This window comes from Variovorax multivorans (assembly GCF_051216835.1).
Taxonomy (GTDB): Bacteria; Pseudomonadota; Gammaproteobacteria; order Burkholderiales; family Burkholderiaceae_C; genus Variovorax.
Window position 1 is genome coordinate 44,070 of sequence record NZ_JBPJZL010000009.1, and the last position, 15,773, is coordinate 59,842.

Genomic DNA, 15,773 nt, shown 5'->3' on the forward strand with positions numbered 1-15,773 from the left:
GAACCGGGCCGGGCGCCTCAGAGGAAGCGCTCGAGCAGCTTGCGCGAAGCCCGGTCGAGCGTCTTCACGTCGGGAATGCGGAACTGCACACCGTGCGCGCTCGCAATCAGCAGCGCACCGCCTTCGAGCCGGCGGATGTCTTCCTCGGCCTTGAGCACGAAGGTGGTGTCGCCGCGGTCGGTGCTGATGGTCCAGGTGCTGGGCACGCCGAAGCTCGACACGCCGTGCAGGCGCAGCAGCGTGGGCGCGAAATCGCGCACTGCAAGTTCTTCCTCAAGCAGCGCCTTGGCTTGCGCCGGCAGTTGGTCGACGCTGTCGATCCAGACCAGTTCGCGCCCTTCGCTGCCGACCAGCGAAATGCCGTGGCCAGGCGCGCTCAGCGGAAAGGCCCGCACGGGCACGACGCCCACATGGCGCTCGCCCTGCGCGTCGGCCAGCACCAGGCGGCCGAAGGCATCGCGTTCAAGTTCAAAAGATGGGGTGTTGTGCTCGGTCATGCTTCCCCCGCCGGATGAGCTGCGTGGCTGATGGCCAGCGGCGCCTGCGCGTTGGCGCGCTCGTCGGCAGCACCTTCGCTCGCATCGTCGTCGCCCTGGCGCAGTTGCGCCTGGTAAAGCCGCCAGTAAGCGCCCTGCTTCGCCATCAAGGCATCGTGCGGCCCCACTTCGACCACTTCGCCGCGGTCCATGACCACGAGCCGGTCGGCCTTGCGCAGCGTCGACAGGCGGTGCGCGATGGCGATGGTGGTGCGGCCCTGCACGAGGTTGTCGAGCGCCTTCTGGATTTCCTTCTCGGTCTCGGTGTCCACCGCCGAGGTGGCCTCGTCGAGGATCAGGATGCGCGGGTCGATCAGCAGCGCGCGCGCAATGCTGATGCGCTGGCGCTCGCCACCCGAGAGGCCCTGCCCTCGCTCGCCCACCAGCGAGTCGTAGCCGTGCTGCAGCCGCAGGATGAAGTCGTGTGCGTGGGCTGCGCGGGCCGCGGCGACGATTTCTTCGCGCGTGGCGTCGGGCTTGCCGTAGGCGATGTTCTGCGCGATGGTGCCGAAGAAGAGGAAAGGCTCCTGCAGCACCAGCCCCACGTGGCGCCGGTAGTCGGCCACTGCGAAGCGGCGGATGTCGGTGCCGTCGACCTTGATGGCGCCGTCGGTCACGTCGTAGAAGCGGCAGATGAGGTTGACCAGCGTGCTCTTGCCCGAGCCGCTGTGGCCCACGAGGCCGATCATCTCGCCGGGCTCGATCACCAGGTCGAGGTCATGGATCACGGCGCGCGAGCCATAGCGGAAGCCCAGCCCGCTCATCTCGATGCGGCCCTGCACGCGCTCCACCTTCACCGGATTGGCCGGCTCGGGCACGTTGCTCACATGGTCGAGGATGTCGAAGATGCGCTTGGCGCCGGCCGCCGCCTTCTGCGTGACCGAGACGATGCGGCTCATCGAGTCGAGCCGCGTATAGAAGCGGCCGATGTAGGCGATGAAGGCGGTGAGCACACCCACCGTGATGCTGCCGCGCGCCACCTGCCAGATGCCGAAGGCCCAGACCACGAGCAGGCCGATTTCGGTCAGCAGCGACACGGTCGGCGTGAACAGCGACCAGGTGCGGTTGAGCTTGTCGTTGACCTGCAGGTTGTAGACGTTGGCGATGCGGAAGCGCTCGGCTTCGCGGCGTTCCTGCGCAAAGGCCTTGACCACGCGGATGCCGGGAATGGTGTCGGCCAGCACGTTGGTCACCTCGGACCAGACGCGGTCGATCTTCTCGAAGCCGGTGCGCAGGCGGTCGCGCACCACGTGGATCATCCAGGCGATGAAGGGCAGCGGCACCAGCGTGACCACGGCCAGCAGCGGGTTGATGGAAAACAGGATGACCGCGGTCATCACGATCATCAGCACGTCGTTGGCGAAATCGAGCGCATGCAACGACAGGAAAACGTTGATGCGGTCGGTCTCTGAGCCGATGCGCGCCATCAGATCGCCGGTGCGCTTGCCGCCGAAATAGTCCAGCGGCAGGGTCAGCAGGTGTTCGTAGGTGGTGGTGCGCAGGTCGGCACCGATGCGCTCGGACACCAGCGCGAGCAGGTAGGTGCGCGCCCAGCCCAGCCCCCAGCCGACCAGCGCCGCGATCAGCAGGCCGCCCAGGTACACGCCCACGCGCATGGTGTCGATCTTCTGCCCGTTCTGGAACGGGATCAGGATGTCGTCCATCAGCGGGATGGTCAGGTACGGCGGCACCAGGGTGGCGGCGGTGGAGATCAGGGTCAGCAGAAACCCTGCAATCAGCTGCTTGCGATAGGGCTTGGCGAAGCGGCCCAGGCGCAGCAGCACCCAGGTCGAGGGTGGGGTCTGGAGCTCGGTGTCGCCCGGTTCGTCGCCATCGGCAACTTCGATGACTTCGGGTGTCTCCTTAGCGACACCAGCCATGCGCTGGCCGAAAAGCTTGAGCAGCCGCAGGGCCGCGGCCTGCCCGGCCAGGGTGTAGCGCCAGCGGCCCAACCGGCCCGCAGGCCCCGTCAAATCTAGGGTTCCGACGCCGGAGTGGTCGGACAGGCGCAGTTCGAGGGCCGCGTCTGTTAGTGGCCACTCACGCCATTCGCCACCCGGATCGAGGGCGATCAGCCTCTGGTCAGTCAGGGCCACTAGGCCGGAAGCGAAGCGAAGTTGGTCGTCGAGGTCAACCGACAGTATTACCAGAACGTTTTCCGCGACTGCGAGCCGGTTTTTCAGCGCGTCTGAAGCCGCCTCTGTTTCGCCCTCCCGGGTGCCGACTGGATCGTGATGTTGCATTGTGTTTCTTTGACTCTTGCCCGTCGCGGGCCGCATGGACCGCGTCATGGCGCCCTTCGTCGGGCGCCGATTCTGACTGATCGCCATGGGCGCGCTTGAAGGCGCCGTGGTGCTCGGCCAAAGCACATCGAACGTTTGCATGACCCGTTTCGACGACATCCAACTGCTGCGCATCAACTATTTGCGCGGTCCCAACCTCTGGACCTACCGTCCGGTGCTCGAAGTCTGGCTCGATCTGGGCCAACTGGAAGATTACCCCTCCAACAAGATCGACGGTTTCACCGACCGCCTGACCGGCCTGCTGCCGGCGCTCATCGAGCACCACTGCGGCGTGGGCGAGCGCGGCGGGTTCATCCAGCGCCTGACCGAAGGCACCTGGTCGGGCCACGTGCTCGAACACGTCGTCATCGAGCTGCTGAACCTGGCCGGCATGCCGACCGGCTTCGGGCAAACCCGCAGCACCTCGGAGCACGGCGTCTACCGCATGGTTTTCCGCGCGCGTGACGAGCAGGTCGCCCGCGTGGCGCTGGCCGAGGGCCACAAGTTGCTGATGGCCGCCATCAACAACGACCCGTTCACCGCCGCAGACGTGCAGAAGGCCGTCGACGCGGTCAAGGCCAAGGTCGAAGACTGCTACCTCGGCCCGAGCACCGCCGCCATCGTGGCCGCCGCCACCGACCGCGGCATTCCGCACATGCGCCTGAACAGCGGCAACCTGGTGCAGCTGGGCTACGGCGCCAACCAGCAGCGCATCTGGACCGCCGAGACCGACTACACCAGCGCCATCGGCGAATCGATCGCCAGCGACAAGGAACTGACCAAGTCCCTGCTCGCGAGCTGCGGCGTGCCCGTGCCCGAAGGCCAGGTGGTCGCCAATGCCGAAGAAGCCTGGGAAGCCGCCGAGGACATCGGCCTGCCGGTGGTCGTGAAACCCTCTGACGCCAACCACGGCCGCGGTGTGTCGCTCGAGCTGACGACGCGCGAAGAAGTCTTTGCCGCCTTCGCGGTCGCCGAGCCCGAAGGCAGCGACGTGATGGTCGAGCGCTTCATCCGCGGCCACGAACACCGCCTGCTGGTGGTAGGCGGCGAGGTGGTGGCGGCCGCGCGCGGCGAGATCATCACCGTGACCGGCGACGGCCAGAGCAGTGTGCGCGACCTCATCGACAAGCAACTCAACAGCGACCCGCGCCGCGGCGCCGAGGAAGAGTTTCCGCTCGACGTGATCGTGATCGACACCGACGCCAAGCTGCAGCTCGAACTCAAGCGCCAGGAGCTGGACGCCGACGCCGTGCCGGCTGCCGGCCGCGTGGTCACGATCCAGCGCAACGGCAACATGGCCAACGACTGCACCGACCAGGTCCACCCCGAAGTCGCGCATGCCGCCGTGCTGGCCGCGCGCGTGGTGGGCCTCGACATCGCCGGCATCGACCTTGTGGCGCAAGATATTTCCAAGCCGCTGGGCCCGCAGCGCGGCGCAATCGTCGAAGTCAACGCCGGCCCCGGCCTGCTGATGCACCTGAAGCCGGCTGTCGGTTCGCCGCGCCCGGTGGGCCGCGCCATCTGCGACCACCTGTTCCCCAACGACGCGCCCGGGCGCATTCCCGTGGTCGGCGTGGCCGGCTCGCGCGACACCGCCGTGCTGGCGCGCCTCGTGGCCTGGCTGATCGGCCTGGGTGGTCGCCACACCGGCCTCGCCTGCCGCGACGGCCTTTTCCTCGAACGCCGCCGCGTCGATGCGCGCGACAGTGCCAACTGGGACGCCGGCCACCGCCTGCTCGTGAACCGCGCCGTGCAGGCAGTGGTGATCGAGAACGGCGCCGAGACCATCCTGCGCGACGGCCTTTCCTACGACCGCTGCGAAGTCGGCATCGTCACCGACCTCGACGGCTCTGAAGCGCTGGCCGACTACGACATCACCGAGAGCGACCAGATGGTCAAGGTGCTGCGCACGCAGGTCGACGTGGTGCTGTCCGAAGGCACCGCCGTGCTGAACGCGGCTGATCCGCGCGTGGCCGGCCTTGCGCCGCTGTGCGATGGCGCAGTCATCCTGTATTCGGCCGACTCGCAGGCCGCCGACCTCACCGCGCACCAGACCGCTGGCGGCAAGGCAGTACTGGTGCGGCAAGACCGCGTGGTGCTGGCCAACGGCAGCAGCGAATCGTTCCTGCCGGGCCTCGGCCGGCTGACCGTGTGGCGCGCCACCCATGCCGGCGTGAGCCTCGAAAGCCTGCTGGCCGCCGTGGCCGCGGCCTGGGCCATGGGCATTCCGCTGAACCTGATCGGCGCCGGCGTGGAGGCCTTCGAGGCCGACCTGCAGGCGGCGCTGGCCTCGCTGCAGCTGTCGCAGACCCAGCCGCTCCAACCCCAACCCCAATTCGCCTGACTGAGCCTTGCATCGCATCGCTCCGTATCGCCTCGACAAGACCGTAGCCCTCGCCGCCCCATGAAAGTCACCCGCATCCGAGCCCTTCGCGGGCCCAATCTCTGGAGCCGCCACACCGCCATCGAGGCAGTCGTGGCCTGCGAAGGCGACGAGAACGCCATCAGCAAGCTGGCCGGCTTCGAGGCACGCCTGCGCGCGCGCTTCCCCACCATCGGCGAGCTGCACCCGATGGTGCTGGGCCAGCCGCTGGCGCTGGCCCACGTGCTCGAGAACGCCGCGGTGGCGCTGCAGGCCCAGGCCGGCTGCGCCGTCAACTTCGGCCACACCTCGCCCACCGTGGAAGACGGCGTCTACCAGGTCGTGTTCCAGTACAGCGAAGAAGCCGTCGGCCGCCGCGCGATCGAAGTGGCCGAGCAGCTCATCGCCGCCGCCCTGGCCGACACCGCCTTCGACGCCAACGCCGCCATCACCGAGCTGCGCGACCTCGACGAATCCGAGCGCCTGGGTCCGAGCACCGGCTCCATCGTCGATGCCGCCGTGGCACGCGGCATTCCGTACCGCCGACTCACCAGCGGCAGCCTCGTGCAATTTGGCTGGGGTTCGAAACAGCGCCGCATCCAGGCCGCCGAAGTCGACAGCACCAGCGGCGTGGCCGAATCGATCGCACAAGACAAGGAACTGACCAAGCAGCTGCTCAACGCCGCAGGCGTGCCCGTGCCGCTGGGCCGCCCCGTCAGCAGCGCCGAAGACGGCTGGGCCGCCGCCAATGAGATCGGCCTGCCGGTGGTGGTGAAGCCGCAGGACGGCAACCAGGGCAAGGGCGTCACGGTCAACATCAACTCGCGCGAAGAACTGTTCGCGGCCTACGACTCGGCCGCCGCTTACGGCGAGGTGATGGTCGAGAAGTTTCTCCCCGGTTTCGACTTCCGCCTGCTGGTGGTGGGCGACCGCCTCGTGGCCGCCGCGCGGCGCGACCCGCCGCAGGTGATCGGCGACGGCAGCTCCACGGTGCGCCAGCTGGTCGATACCGTGAACCTCGACCCGCGCCGCGGCGAGGGCCATGCCACCTCGCTCACCAAGATCCGCCTCGACGACATCGCCATCGGCCGGCTCGAAGCCCAGGGCCTCGCGCCCGACAGCGTGCCCGCACGCGGCCAGCGCGTGGTGCTGCGCAACAACGCGAACCTTTCCACCGGTGGCACTGCCACCGACGTGACCGACACCGTGCACCCCGAAGTGGCTGCGCGCGCTGTCGATGCGGCGCAGATGGTCGGCCTGCACATCTGCGGCGTCGACATGGTCTGCGAGAACGTGCTGCGCCCACTCGAAGAGCAGCACGGCGGCGTGGTCGAAGTGAATGCCGCGCCCGGCCTGCGCATGCACATCTCGCCCTCGTTCGGCCGCGGCCGCGCAGTCGGCGAAGCCGTGATGGACACCCTCTTCGCCCATGGCGACGACGGTCGCATTCCCGTGGTTGCCGTGACCGGCACCAACGGCAAGACCACCACCGCGCGCCTCATCAACCACCTGCTCGCGTCGAGCGGCCTGCGCACCGGCATGACCAACACCGACGGCGTGTACGTCGACGGCCGCCAGACCGACAGCGGCGACTGCAGCGGCCCCAAGAGCGCGCGCAACGTGCTGATGCACCCCGACGTGGATGCGGCCGTGTTCGAAGTGGCCCGCGGCGGCGTGCTGCGCGAAGGCCTCGGCTTCGACCGCTGCCAGGTGGCCGTGGTCACCAACATCGGCAGCGGCGACCACCTGGGCCTGAACTACATCACCACCGTCGAAGACCTCGCGGTGCTCAAGCGCGTGATCGTGCGCAACGTGGCGGCCGACGGCTACGCGGTGCTCAACGCAGCCGACCCGAACGTCGCGGCCATGGCAGCAGGTTGCCCCGGCCACGTGATCTTCTTCACCGCAGACCGCATGCACCCGGTGATGGCCACGCACCGCGCGCAAGGCAAGCGCACCGTGTACGTCGACCAGGACACGCTGGTCGCGGCCGAAGGCTCGTGGCGCGAACGCATCGCGCTGCGCGACGTGCCCATCACGCGCGGCGGCACCATCGGCTTCCAGGTCGACAACGTCATGGCCTCGGTCGCCGCAGCCTGGGCCGTGGGCCTGGACTGGGACACCATCCGCAGCGGCCTCGCGAGCTTTATGAACGACGCGGCCGGCGTACCCGGACGCTTCAACGTCATGGACTACCGCGGTGCCACCGTGATCGCCGACTACGGCCACAACACCGACGCCATGCGCGCACTGGTGTCTGCCGTGGACACGATGCCGGCGAAGAAGCGCTCGGTGGTGATCAGCGGCGCAGGCGACCGGCGCGATTCGGACATCCGCGACCAGACGGCCATCCTCGGCCAGGCCTTCGACGACGTGATCCTTTATCAGGATGCGGCGCAACGCGGCCGCGCTGACGGCGAGGTCATGGCATTGCTGCGTCAGGGCCTGCAGGGCGCAGCGCGCACGCGCTATATCGACGAGATCCGCGGCGAATTCGTCGCCATCGACACGGCGTTGGCCCGTCTGCAGCCCGGCGACCTGTCTTTGATCCTTGTCGATCAGGTCGAGGAAGCGCTCGCTCACCTCGCACAGCGCATCGCAGCGGGCTGAAGCTCCGCTTGCCGGACACGTCCCACATGCAGGGGCGCGTCCGGCCCAGTTCATGGGTGCGGCTGTCCCACAGACCGCAGGCCCCGACCGACACCAGACTGTGGCTCCGGTCACGCACCTCCCGGAGGGCGTGGCTTCACCAGGAGCCCGCATGACAACAACAGTTCGTTCGATCCTCTCTGCCACGGCCCTCTTCGCCGCCAGTGGTTTCATCGTTTTCGGCGCACAGACGGCCAGCGCACAGGCACCGGGCTCCGACGCCCGCATGCAAAAGGAACGCGCCACCTGCGACGGCGTGCAGCAAGACCGCGCCGCATGCCTGCGCGAAGCCGGCGCAGCCCGTCAGGAAGCCGGACGCAGCGGTCTCACCAGCCCCAGCCCAGCCCGCGAGCAGGTCAACGCCCTCGCCCGCTGCAGCGAATTGCCTGCCGTCGAACAGCCTGACTGCGAAGCCCGCATCAAGGGCGGAGCACGCACCACCACCGAAGGCAGCGTGATGGGCGGCGGCGTGATCCGCGAAACCGTGACGCCCCTGCCGCCGCAGACCCTGCCGGCACGTTGACCGAACCCGGCCTCCTGTCCTCCTATGGGAGGCCGAACATTTCCCTGGTTTTTCAGCTCGCTTCAAGGAGTCATCCATGAAAAGCACTACTCGCAACACTCGTTCAATGCTCTTCGCCGTGCTCGCCGTTGGCGCGCTGGCGGCCTCCACCGCTGTCTCGGCCGCATCGCCGCGCCGCGGTGAAGCGCCCGGCATCTACCAGCAGGAACTGGCCGTCTGCGGCCACAACCAGCAAGACCGCGCCGCCTGTATCCGTGAAGCCGGTGCCGCGCGCCAGGCAGCCGCCCAGGGCGGCCTGACCAGCGCACCTGACTACCGCGCCAATGCGCTCGCGCGCTGCGGCCTGCAGCAGCAACCGGACGACCGCGCCGCCTGCGAGGCTCGCGTGCTCGGCAGCAACGGCAACACCCAGGCCAATGTCGACGGCAGCGTGATGGGCGGTGGTGTGATCCGCGAGTCGGTCACCACCATCGTGATGCCCGCGCCGGCCATGGCACCGGAGCCGATGCCCATGCCTCGGCCGATGCCTCGCCCGATGCCCGCGCCCCTGCGCTGATTGAGCTTTGCCCCCGAGGTGTCGCCAGGCCCACTCAGTGGGCTGGCGATGCCCCTACTGTCACATTACTGTCACAAAAGGCAGTTGCACGCTAGCTATAGTTCTCGGTCCCTGCCTACCGAGGAATCCTTTCCCATGAATGCCATCAAGGTCGCTCGCCGATTCATCGAAACGGACCCGGCCAACGAATCGGCCAAGATCCTGGCCCAACTCGTGTTGGCTCTAGAGTCCGAACGCAGCTTCGAACTGGTCACGCTTTACAACCTCGACTACAAGAGCTTCCAGCTTGCAATGGACATCCTGAAGGAATGGCGGCTCGACCGCTACTACGCCAGCAAGTCCAAGCTGTTCGATCTGTCGCTGCAGGTCAGCGAACTCGAAAAGAACAGCACCCCCGAGGCCTGAGCGGCCTCTTTCCCCGTCCCTACTTCCCCCAGCGCAACACCATCGGATCGAGCCGCTTTGCGGTTTCGATCAGGCCGGCACGCGTGTCGTGGTGCATCGCCGGCAACGGGTGACGCGGCGCTTCGCAGGCGATCACCCCGCCCTCCTTCATCAGCGATTTGCAAGCCAGCAGGCCCGCCTGCCGGTTTTCGTAGTTGATCAGCGGCAGCCATTGCTGGTACAGCGCGAAGGCCTTGTCGCGGTCGCCTGATCGGTGCGCCTCGATGATCGGCCGGATGCCGTCCGGGTAGCCGCCGCCGGTCATCGACCCGGTCGCGCCGGCGTCGAGGTCGGGCATCAGTGTGATCGCCTCTTCGCCGTCCCACGGGCCTTCGATGGCGTCGCCGCCCAGGCGAATCAGCTCGCGCAGCTTCGCGGCCGCGCCGGCGGTTTCGATCTTGAAATACGCGACGTGCTCGATCTCCTTGGCCATGCGCGCGAGGAACGGCGCCGACAGCACCGTGCCGCTGGCCGGCGCGTCCTGGATCATGATCGGAATGCCCACAGCGTCCGACAGCCGCGCATAGAACTCGAAGATCTGCGGCTCGGGCACGCGGAAAGTCGCACCGTGGTACGGCGGCATCACCATCAGCATCGCGGCGCCCATGTCCTGCGCGCGGCGGCTGCGTTCGGCACACACCTTGGTGCTGTAGTGCGTGGTGGTCACGATCACCGGCACGCGACCTTTCACGTGTTCGAGGATCGTGCGCGTCAGAACCTCGCGCTCTTCGTCGGACAGCACGAACTGCTCCGAGAAGTTCGCCAGGATGCACAGGCCGTCCGAGCCCGCATCGATCATGAAATCGACGCAACGCTTCTGGCTCTCGATGTCGAGCGCGCCCTGTTCGGTGAAGGTGGTGGGCACCACCGGGAAGATGCCGCGGTATCTGGGTGTCATGGTGAATCAGTGTGAATGGCGGGGAACGGCCGAGCCTCTGCAGCCGACCAGAAAATCGAAATCGCAGCCTTCGTCGGCCTGCAGCACGTGGTTGACGTAGAGCTTCTGGTAGCCGCCGCCGCGCGTGCTCATCGGCTGTGCGTCGGAGGCGGTCAGCGACGCCAGGCGCGACGCCAGCTCTTCGTCGCTGATATCGAGATGCAAACGCCCCGCATCGCAATCGAGCTCGATCCAGTCGCCGTCGCGCACCGCCGCGAGCGGTCCGCCATCCGCTGCCTCGGGCGCGACGTGCAGCACCACGGTGCCATATGCCGTGCCGCTCATGCGCGCATCCGAGATGCGCACCATGTCCTTCACGCCCTGGCGCAGCAGCTTCGGCGGCAGTCCCATGTTGCCCACCTCGGCCATGCCGGGGTAGCCCTTGGGGCCGCAGTTCTTCAGCACCATCACCGAGCTGGCATCGACGTCGAGGTTTTCATCGACGATGCGCGCCTTGTAGTGCTCCAGGTTCTCGAACACCACCGCCTTGCCGCGGTGCTTCAGCAGCTCCGGCGACGCGGCCGAGGGCTTGAGCACCGCACCGCGCGGCGACAGGTTGCCGCGCAGGATGCGGATGCCGCCATCGGCGATCAGCGGGTTGCTCAGCGGGCGGATCACTTCGTCGTCGAGGCTGGGTGCATCGCGCACGTTGTCCCAGATCGAATGGCCGTTGACGGTCAGCGCATCGGGGTGCGGCAGCAGACCGTTCTCGCCGAGCCGGCGCAGCACAGCCGGCAACCCGCCGGCGTAGTAGAACTCCTCCATCAGGAAGCGCCCCGAAGGCATCAGGTCGACGATGGTCGGCGTGTTGCTGCCGATGCGCGTCCAGTCTTCCAGCTCCAGATCGACGCCGATGCGCCCCGCGATTGCCTTCAGGTGAATCACCGCATTGGTCGATCCGCCGATGGCCGCATTCACGCGAATCGCGTTCTCGAAAGCCTCGCGCGTGAGGATCTTCGACAGCGTGAGCCCTTCTTTCGCCATCTGCACGGCGCGCATGCCCGACATCTGCGCGAGCACATAGCGCCGCGCATCGACCGCCGGAATGGCTGCGTTGTGCGGCAGCGAAGTGCCCAGCGCCTCGGCCATGCAGGCCATGGTCGAAGCCGTGCCCATGGTGTTGCAGGTGCCTGCCGAGCGCGACATGCCGCCTTCGGCCGAGAGGAACTGGTGCAGGTTGATCTCGCCCGCCTTCAGCGATTCGTGCAGCTGCCATACGGCCGTGCCAGAGCCGATGTTCTTGCCGTCGAGCTTGCCGTTGAGCATCGGCCCGCCCGTGACCACGATGGCCGGGATGTCGCAGCTCGCCGCGCCCATCAGCAGCGCGGGCGTGGTCTTGTCGCAGCCCGTGAGCAGCACCACCGCATCGACCGGGTTGCCGCGGATGGCCTCTTCCACGTCCATGCTCGCAAGATTGCGCGTGAGCATCGCGGTGGGCCGCAGGTTCGATTCGCCGTTGGAGAACACCGGGAATTCGACCGGGAAACCGCCCGCCTCCGAGATGCCGCGCTTCACGTGCTCGGCGATCTTGCGGAAGTGGGCGTTGCACGGCGTGAGCTCCGACCAGGTGTTGCAGATGCCGATGATCGGCCGGCCATCGAACTCGTGGTCCGGAATGCCCTGGTTCTTCATCCAGCTTCGGTACATGAAGCCGTTCTTGTCGGCCGAGCCGAACCATTCGGTCGAACGAAGTTTCTTTGTCATGGGTTGAATCAGCGCCGTGGAGAGCGCGAGGTAAAGAAGCGTTGCAGCAAACAGAAGACGAACAGCAGTGCACCAACCACGATGCGCGTCCACCACGAGCTCAGCGTGCCGTCGAATGAAATGAGCGTCTGGATGATCCCGAGCATCAGCACGCCGAACAGCGTGCCCGCCACATAGCCCACACCGCCCGTGAGCAGCGTGCCGCCGATCACCACCGCCGCGATGGCGTCGAGCTCGAGCCCTATCGCGTGCAGGCCGTAGCCCGAGAGCATGTAGAAGGTGAAGATCACGCCCGCCAGCGCCGAGCAGAAACCCGAGAGCGTGTACACGCCAATGAGCGTGCGGCGCACCGGCAGGCCCATCAGCATCGCCGAATGCTCGCTGCCACCAATGGCGTACACCGCGCGGCCGAAAGGCGTGCAGTGCGCAATGAAAATCGCCGCCAGCAGCACCACGATGGCGATCACCGCGCTGATCGACACCGAGGCCTCTCCCCAGATGGGAATGCGGATCTGCGAGACCTCCGAGTAAAACTCGTTGGTGATGCTGATCGAGTCGATGCTGATGAGGTAGCACAGCCCCCGCGCCAGGAACATGCCTGCCAGCGTGACGATGAAAGGCTGCAGCCGGAAGCGCTCGATGAGCAGCCCCATGAACGCGCCGAAGGCCGTGCCCATCACCAGCACCAGCGGAATCACGATGCCTGGGCTCCAGCCGTGCTTCTCGACCAGCGAGGCCGACACCATGGTGGTCAGCGCGATCACCGAGCCCACCGACAGGTCGATACCGCCCGAGAGAATCACGAAGGTCATGCCCACGGCCACGACGATCAGGAAGGCGTTGTCGATCAGCAGGTTGAGGAACACCTGCGCAGAGAAGAAGCCGTCGTAGAAGACAGACCCCAGCGTGGCCACAAGCACAAACAGCGAGATGGTCGCCGCCAATGGCAGGTACTTGGGATTGAGCCCCTTCTTACTCCCTCTCTCGCGCGCGGGAGAGGGCTGGGGTGAGGGTGCCGCGTCGATCACCGCACTCATGAATGCGCTCCTTCATGCGCCGGCCGCTGCACCAGCGACCGCACTTCCGCCCTGAATTCAGGCGACTGCAACAGCATCACCGCAAACACCACACCCGCCTTCACGACAAGATTGATCTCCGGCGGCACCCCCAGCGAATAGATCGCATAGGTCAGCGTCTGGATGATCAGCGCGCCGATCACGCTGCCAACGAGACTGAAGCGCCCGCCGGTCAGCGCAGTGCCGCCCAGCGTCACCGCCAGGATCGCATCGAGCTCGATCAGTTGCCCTGCGTTGTTGCCATCCGCACTCTTCACGTTGGAGCTGATCAGGAGCCCCGCCACGCCCGCGCAAGCACCACAGAAGGCATACGCACCAACAATCAGCCGCCGCGCCTGCACACCCGCCACACGCGCTGCTGTCGGGTTGATGCCCACAGCCTGAATGAACAACCCCAGCGCCGTGCGCGTGATCGCCAGATACAGCAGCACGAACACCGCCGCCACTATGAACAGCGAAAACGGCAGCCCCAGCAGATAACCACTGCCGAGGAAGAAGAAGGGCTTGTAGTAGATCGTGATGATCTGCCCATCGGCAATCAGCTGTGCAATGCCGCGCCCCGCCACCATCAGGATCAGCGTCGCAATGATCGGCTGCATGCCGACCTTGGCCACCAACAGCCCGTTCCACAGCCCGCACAGCAACGCAATGCCGATGGCCGCGATGATGGCAAGCGACATCGGGAATCGGCTCACGTCATTGGCTACCGAGCCGCCAATCATCCAGGCCGCGAGCGCCGCCGCAATGGCCACCACCGCGCCTACCGAAATGTCGATGCCGCGCGTGGCGATCACCAGCGTCATGCCCAGCGACACCAGCACCAGCGGTGCCGCGCGGTTCAGGATGTCGATCAGGCTGCCGTAGAGATGGCCCTCGCGCCATTCGAGGTGCAGGAAGCTGGAGTTGAAGGCGGTGTTGACTGCGAGCAGGAGCGCGAGCGTGATGATGGGCCAGGCGAGGCGATGACGCATCGCGTTCGTCAGGCGATTGTTGTTGGCGTTGGTCATGTCAGTTGCTCCACCGGGGCGGCCTTGCCCCCTCTCCCGCTTGCGGGAGAGGGCTGGGGTGAGGGTGCGGCCTGTACCGAGGCCCGCTGCTTGTCGAGGGCCCCTGCCCTCACCCTAACCCTCTCCCGCAAGCGGGAGAGGGGACAACACGAAGAGGGAGTTCGCATCACGTCGCCGCAATCATTTCGTACACCTCGTCCTCGGTCGAGCCACCCGGCAACTCGCCCACCTTCTTCCGGTCCCTCAGCACCACGATGCGATGCGCCACGCGCACCACCTCGCTCATCTCCGACGAGATGAAGATCACCGCCATGCCCGCCTTCGCGAGCCGCAAAATTTCTTCCATGATTTCCTGCTTGGCCGCCACGTCGATGCCGCGCGTGGGCTCGTCGAGGATCAGTAAACGCGGCTCGGTCGCGAGCCAGCGCGCGATCATTGCCTTCTGCTGGTTGCCGCCGGAGAGCAGGCCGATGGGGGTTTCAACACTCGCGGTCTTGATGCCCAGCGACTTGACGAAGCGCTCTGCCATCTCGGTCTGCTCAGCATGCGACAGGAATCGCCGCGTGCCCAAGCGTGCCTGCAAGGCAAGCGCAATGTTCTCGCGTACCGAAAGTTCGGCAACGATGCCATCGGTCTTGCGTTCCTCGGGGCACAGCGCAAGGCCTTCACGGATTGCATCGGCCGGATTCGAAAAACTGACAGCGCGGCCATCAACCTTGAGCACGCCACGGTCGGGCGACTCCAGCCCGAACAGCAGCCGAGCGAGTTCCGTACGTCCCGCGCCCAGCAGGCCCGCGATGCCGACGACCTCGCCCGCGCGCACGCGCAAGTCAGTTGCCTGCAGTTGCCCAGCCTGGCCCAGCCCTTCGGCCTGCAGCAAAGCCGGTGCGGCCTCGTCGAACGCAGGCAACGCAGCAGGCCGCGCCGATTGCGCCGCCAGCTCGCGCCCGAGCATCGCGGCAATCAACGCCTGCGGCCCCAAGTCGGCCACGCGCCATTCGCCGATCCAGCTGCCGTTGCGCAGCACCGTGATTCGGTCCGACACCGCATACATCTGGTTGAGGAAGTGCGTCACGAAAACGATCGCCAGTCCCTCGCCGCGCAGCCTGCGCAGCACCTCGAACAACTTCTCAACCTCGTCGTCGTCAAGGCTCGACGTCGGCTCGTCGAGGATCAGCACCTTCGACGACACGCCCAGCGCCCGCGCAATCGCCACCATCTGCTGCACTGCCACCGAGTAGCTCGACAAAAGCCGCGTCACGTCGATGTCGAGCCCGATGCGCGCCAGCAGTTCTTCGGCGCGCCGGTTCACGCAAGCCCAGTCGATGCGAAAGCCCTGCGCCACGCCGCAGCGCGGATAGCGCCCCGCGAACACGTTCTCCGCCACCGACAGGTTCGGGCACAGGTTCACCTCCTGGTAGACCGTGCTGATACCCAGCTTCTGGGCCTCCAGCGGCGAGTGCGGGTGAATCGGCTGGCCGTCGAGGAATATCTCGCCACCGCTGGACGGCAGCACGCCCGTCAGCACCTTGATCAGCGTCGACTTGCCCGCGCCGTTCTGTCCCATCAGTGCGTGGATCTCGCCCGGGTACAACCGCAACTGCACGTCGCGCAGCACCGGAATGCCGCCGAACTGCTTATGGATACCCTTGAGCTCCAAGACGGGCGAGAGAGTGTCGTCGTCAGCCATGTACAGC

Annotated in this window: 12 protein-coding genes; 5 read left to right on the forward strand and 7 right to left on the reverse strand. The window is 66.7% G+C overall.

What is annotated here, in order from left to right; genetic code table 11:
* Positions 1-17: 17 nt before the first annotated feature.
* Both ACSFCA_RS23450 and ACSFCA_RS23455 read right to left on the reverse strand, forming a co-directional pair.
* Positions 18-497 (reverse strand): cyanophycin metabolism-associated DUF1854 family protein, encoded by a 480-nt coding sequence (locus ACSFCA_RS23450; protein ID WP_258351097.1) that lies wholly within the window; start codon positions 495-497, stop codon positions 18-20.
* On the reverse strand, positions 494-2,779 hold the full coding sequence (locus ACSFCA_RS23455) for a cyanophycin metabolism-associated ABC transporter (RefSeq protein WP_435460960.1): 2,286 nt from the start codon (positions 2,777-2,779) through the stop codon (positions 494-496). Before ACSFCA_RS23455 ends, ACSFCA_RS23450 begins: the two co-directional genes overlap by 4 nt.
* Positions 2,780-2,918: 139 nt before the next feature.
* On the opposite strand from ACSFCA_RS23455, the gene ACSFCA_RS23460 reads away from it, so the two are divergent.
* From ACSFCA_RS23460 to ACSFCA_RS23480, 5 genes are all read left to right on the forward strand, one after another.
* Positions 2,919-5,162 carry a cyanophycin synthetase gene (locus ACSFCA_RS23460; RefSeq protein WP_435460961.1) on the forward strand — a complete coding sequence of 748 codons (2,244 nt, stop codon included), beginning with the start codon at positions 2,919-2,921 and terminating at the stop codon, positions 5,160-5,162.
* 60 nt (positions 5,163-5,222) lie between these two features.
* Positions 5,223-7,790, forward strand: coding sequence for a cyanophycin synthetase (gene cphA / locus ACSFCA_RS23465; protein WP_435460962.1), 2,568 nt, complete (start codon positions 5,223-5,225; stop codon positions 7,788-7,790).
* Positions 7,791-7,941: 151 nt separating this feature from the next.
* Positions 7,942-8,352: a hypothetical protein gene (locus ACSFCA_RS23470; protein WP_093048219.1), complete on the forward strand. Its 411-nt coding sequence runs from the start codon at positions 7,942-7,944 to the stop codon at positions 8,350-8,352.
* A gap of 76 nt (positions 8,353-8,428) precedes the next feature.
* Positions 8,429-8,908: a hypothetical protein gene (locus tag ACSFCA_RS23475; protein ID WP_435460963.1), complete on the forward strand. Its 480-nt coding sequence runs from the start codon at positions 8,429-8,431 to the stop codon at positions 8,906-8,908.
* A 135-nt stretch (positions 8,909-9,043) separates the two neighbouring features.
* Positions 9,044-9,313: a hypothetical protein gene (locus ACSFCA_RS23480; RefSeq protein ID WP_435460964.1), complete on the forward strand. Its 270-nt coding sequence runs from the start codon at positions 9,044-9,046 to the stop codon at positions 9,311-9,313.
* Between the two features lie 19 nt (positions 9,314-9,332).
* Here ACSFCA_RS23480 and ACSFCA_RS23485 read toward each other — a convergent pair whose 3' ends face one another.
* From ACSFCA_RS23485 to ACSFCA_RS23505, 5 genes are all read right to left on the reverse strand, one after another.
* On the reverse strand, positions 9,333-10,250 hold the full coding sequence (locus ACSFCA_RS23485; protein WP_435460965.1) for a dihydrodipicolinate synthase family protein: 918 nt from the start codon (positions 10,248-10,250) through the stop codon (positions 9,333-9,335).
* 6 nt (positions 10,251-10,256) lie between these two features.
* On the reverse strand, positions 10,257-11,993 hold the full coding sequence (locus tag ACSFCA_RS23490; protein WP_258351104.1) for an IlvD/Edd family dehydratase: 1,737 nt from the start codon (positions 11,991-11,993) through the stop codon (positions 10,257-10,259).
* Positions 11,994-12,001: 8 nt separating this feature from the next.
* Positions 12,002-13,030, reverse strand: coding sequence for a galactofuranose ABC transporter, permease protein YjfF (yjfF, locus tag ACSFCA_RS23495; protein WP_258351105.1), 1,029 nt, complete (start codon positions 13,028-13,030; stop codon positions 12,002-12,004).
* Positions 13,027-14,076, reverse strand: a complete 1,050-nt coding sequence (locus ACSFCA_RS23500) for an ABC transporter permease (RefSeq protein ID WP_435460966.1) — start codon at positions 14,074-14,076, stop codon at positions 13,027-13,029. Before ACSFCA_RS23500 ends, yjfF begins: the two co-directional genes overlap by 4 nt.
* Positions 14,077-14,242: 166 nt before the next feature.
* A complete protein-coding gene (locus ACSFCA_RS23505) occupies positions 14,243-15,766 on the reverse strand; it encodes a sugar ABC transporter ATP-binding protein (protein WP_435460967.1) in 1,524 nt (507 codons plus the stop codon).
* Between the last annotated feature and the right edge of the window lie 7 nt (positions 15,767-15,773).

What these genes read in the sequence shown, in the direction of transcription:
- ACSFCA_RS23490 (WP_258351104.1), bottom strand. Translation starts at nt 11,993, where the DNA reads ATGACAAAGAAACTTCGTTCGACCGAATGGTTCGGCTCGGCCGACAAG.
- ACSFCA_RS23470 (WP_093048219.1), top strand. Translation starts at nt 7,942, where the DNA reads ATGACAACAACAGTTCGTTCGATCCTCTCTGCCACGGCCCTCTTCGCC.
- ACSFCA_RS23475 (WP_435460963.1), top strand. Translation starts at nt 8,429, where the DNA reads ATGAAAAGCACTACTCGCAACACTCGTTCAATGCTCTTCGCCGTGCTC.
- ACSFCA_RS23505 (WP_435460967.1), bottom strand. Translation starts at nt 15,766, where the DNA reads ATGGCTGACGACGACACTCTCTCGCCCGTCTTGGAGCTCAAGGGTATC.
- yjfF (WP_258351105.1), bottom strand. Translation starts at nt 13,030, where the DNA reads ATGAGTGCGGTGATCGACGCGGCACCCTCACCCCAGCCCTCTCCCGCG.
- ACSFCA_RS23480 (WP_435460964.1), top strand. Translation starts at nt 9,044, where the DNA reads ATGAATGCCATCAAGGTCGCTCGCCGATTCATCGAAACGGACCCGGCC.
- ACSFCA_RS23450 (WP_258351097.1), bottom strand. Translation starts at nt 497, where the DNA reads ATGACCGAGCACAACACCCCATCTTTTGAACTTGAACGCGATGCCTTC.
- ACSFCA_RS23485 (WP_435460965.1), bottom strand. Translation starts at nt 10,250, where the DNA reads ATGACACCCAGATACCGCGGCATCTTCCCGGTGGTGCCCACCACCTTC.
- ACSFCA_RS23500 (WP_435460966.1), bottom strand. Translation starts at nt 14,076, where the DNA reads ATGACCAACGCCAACAACAATCGCCTGACGAACGCGATGCGTCATCGC.
- cphA (WP_435460962.1), top strand. Translation starts at nt 5,223, where the DNA reads ATGAAAGTCACCCGCATCCGAGCCCTTCGCGGGCCCAATCTCTGGAGC.
- ACSFCA_RS23455 (WP_435460960.1), bottom strand. Translation starts at nt 2,779, where the DNA reads ATGCAACATCACGATCCAGTCGGCACCCGGGAGGGCGAAACAGAGGCG.
- ACSFCA_RS23460 (WP_435460961.1), top strand. Translation starts at nt 2,919, where the DNA reads ATGACCCGTTTCGACGACATCCAACTGCTGCGCATCAACTATTTGCGC.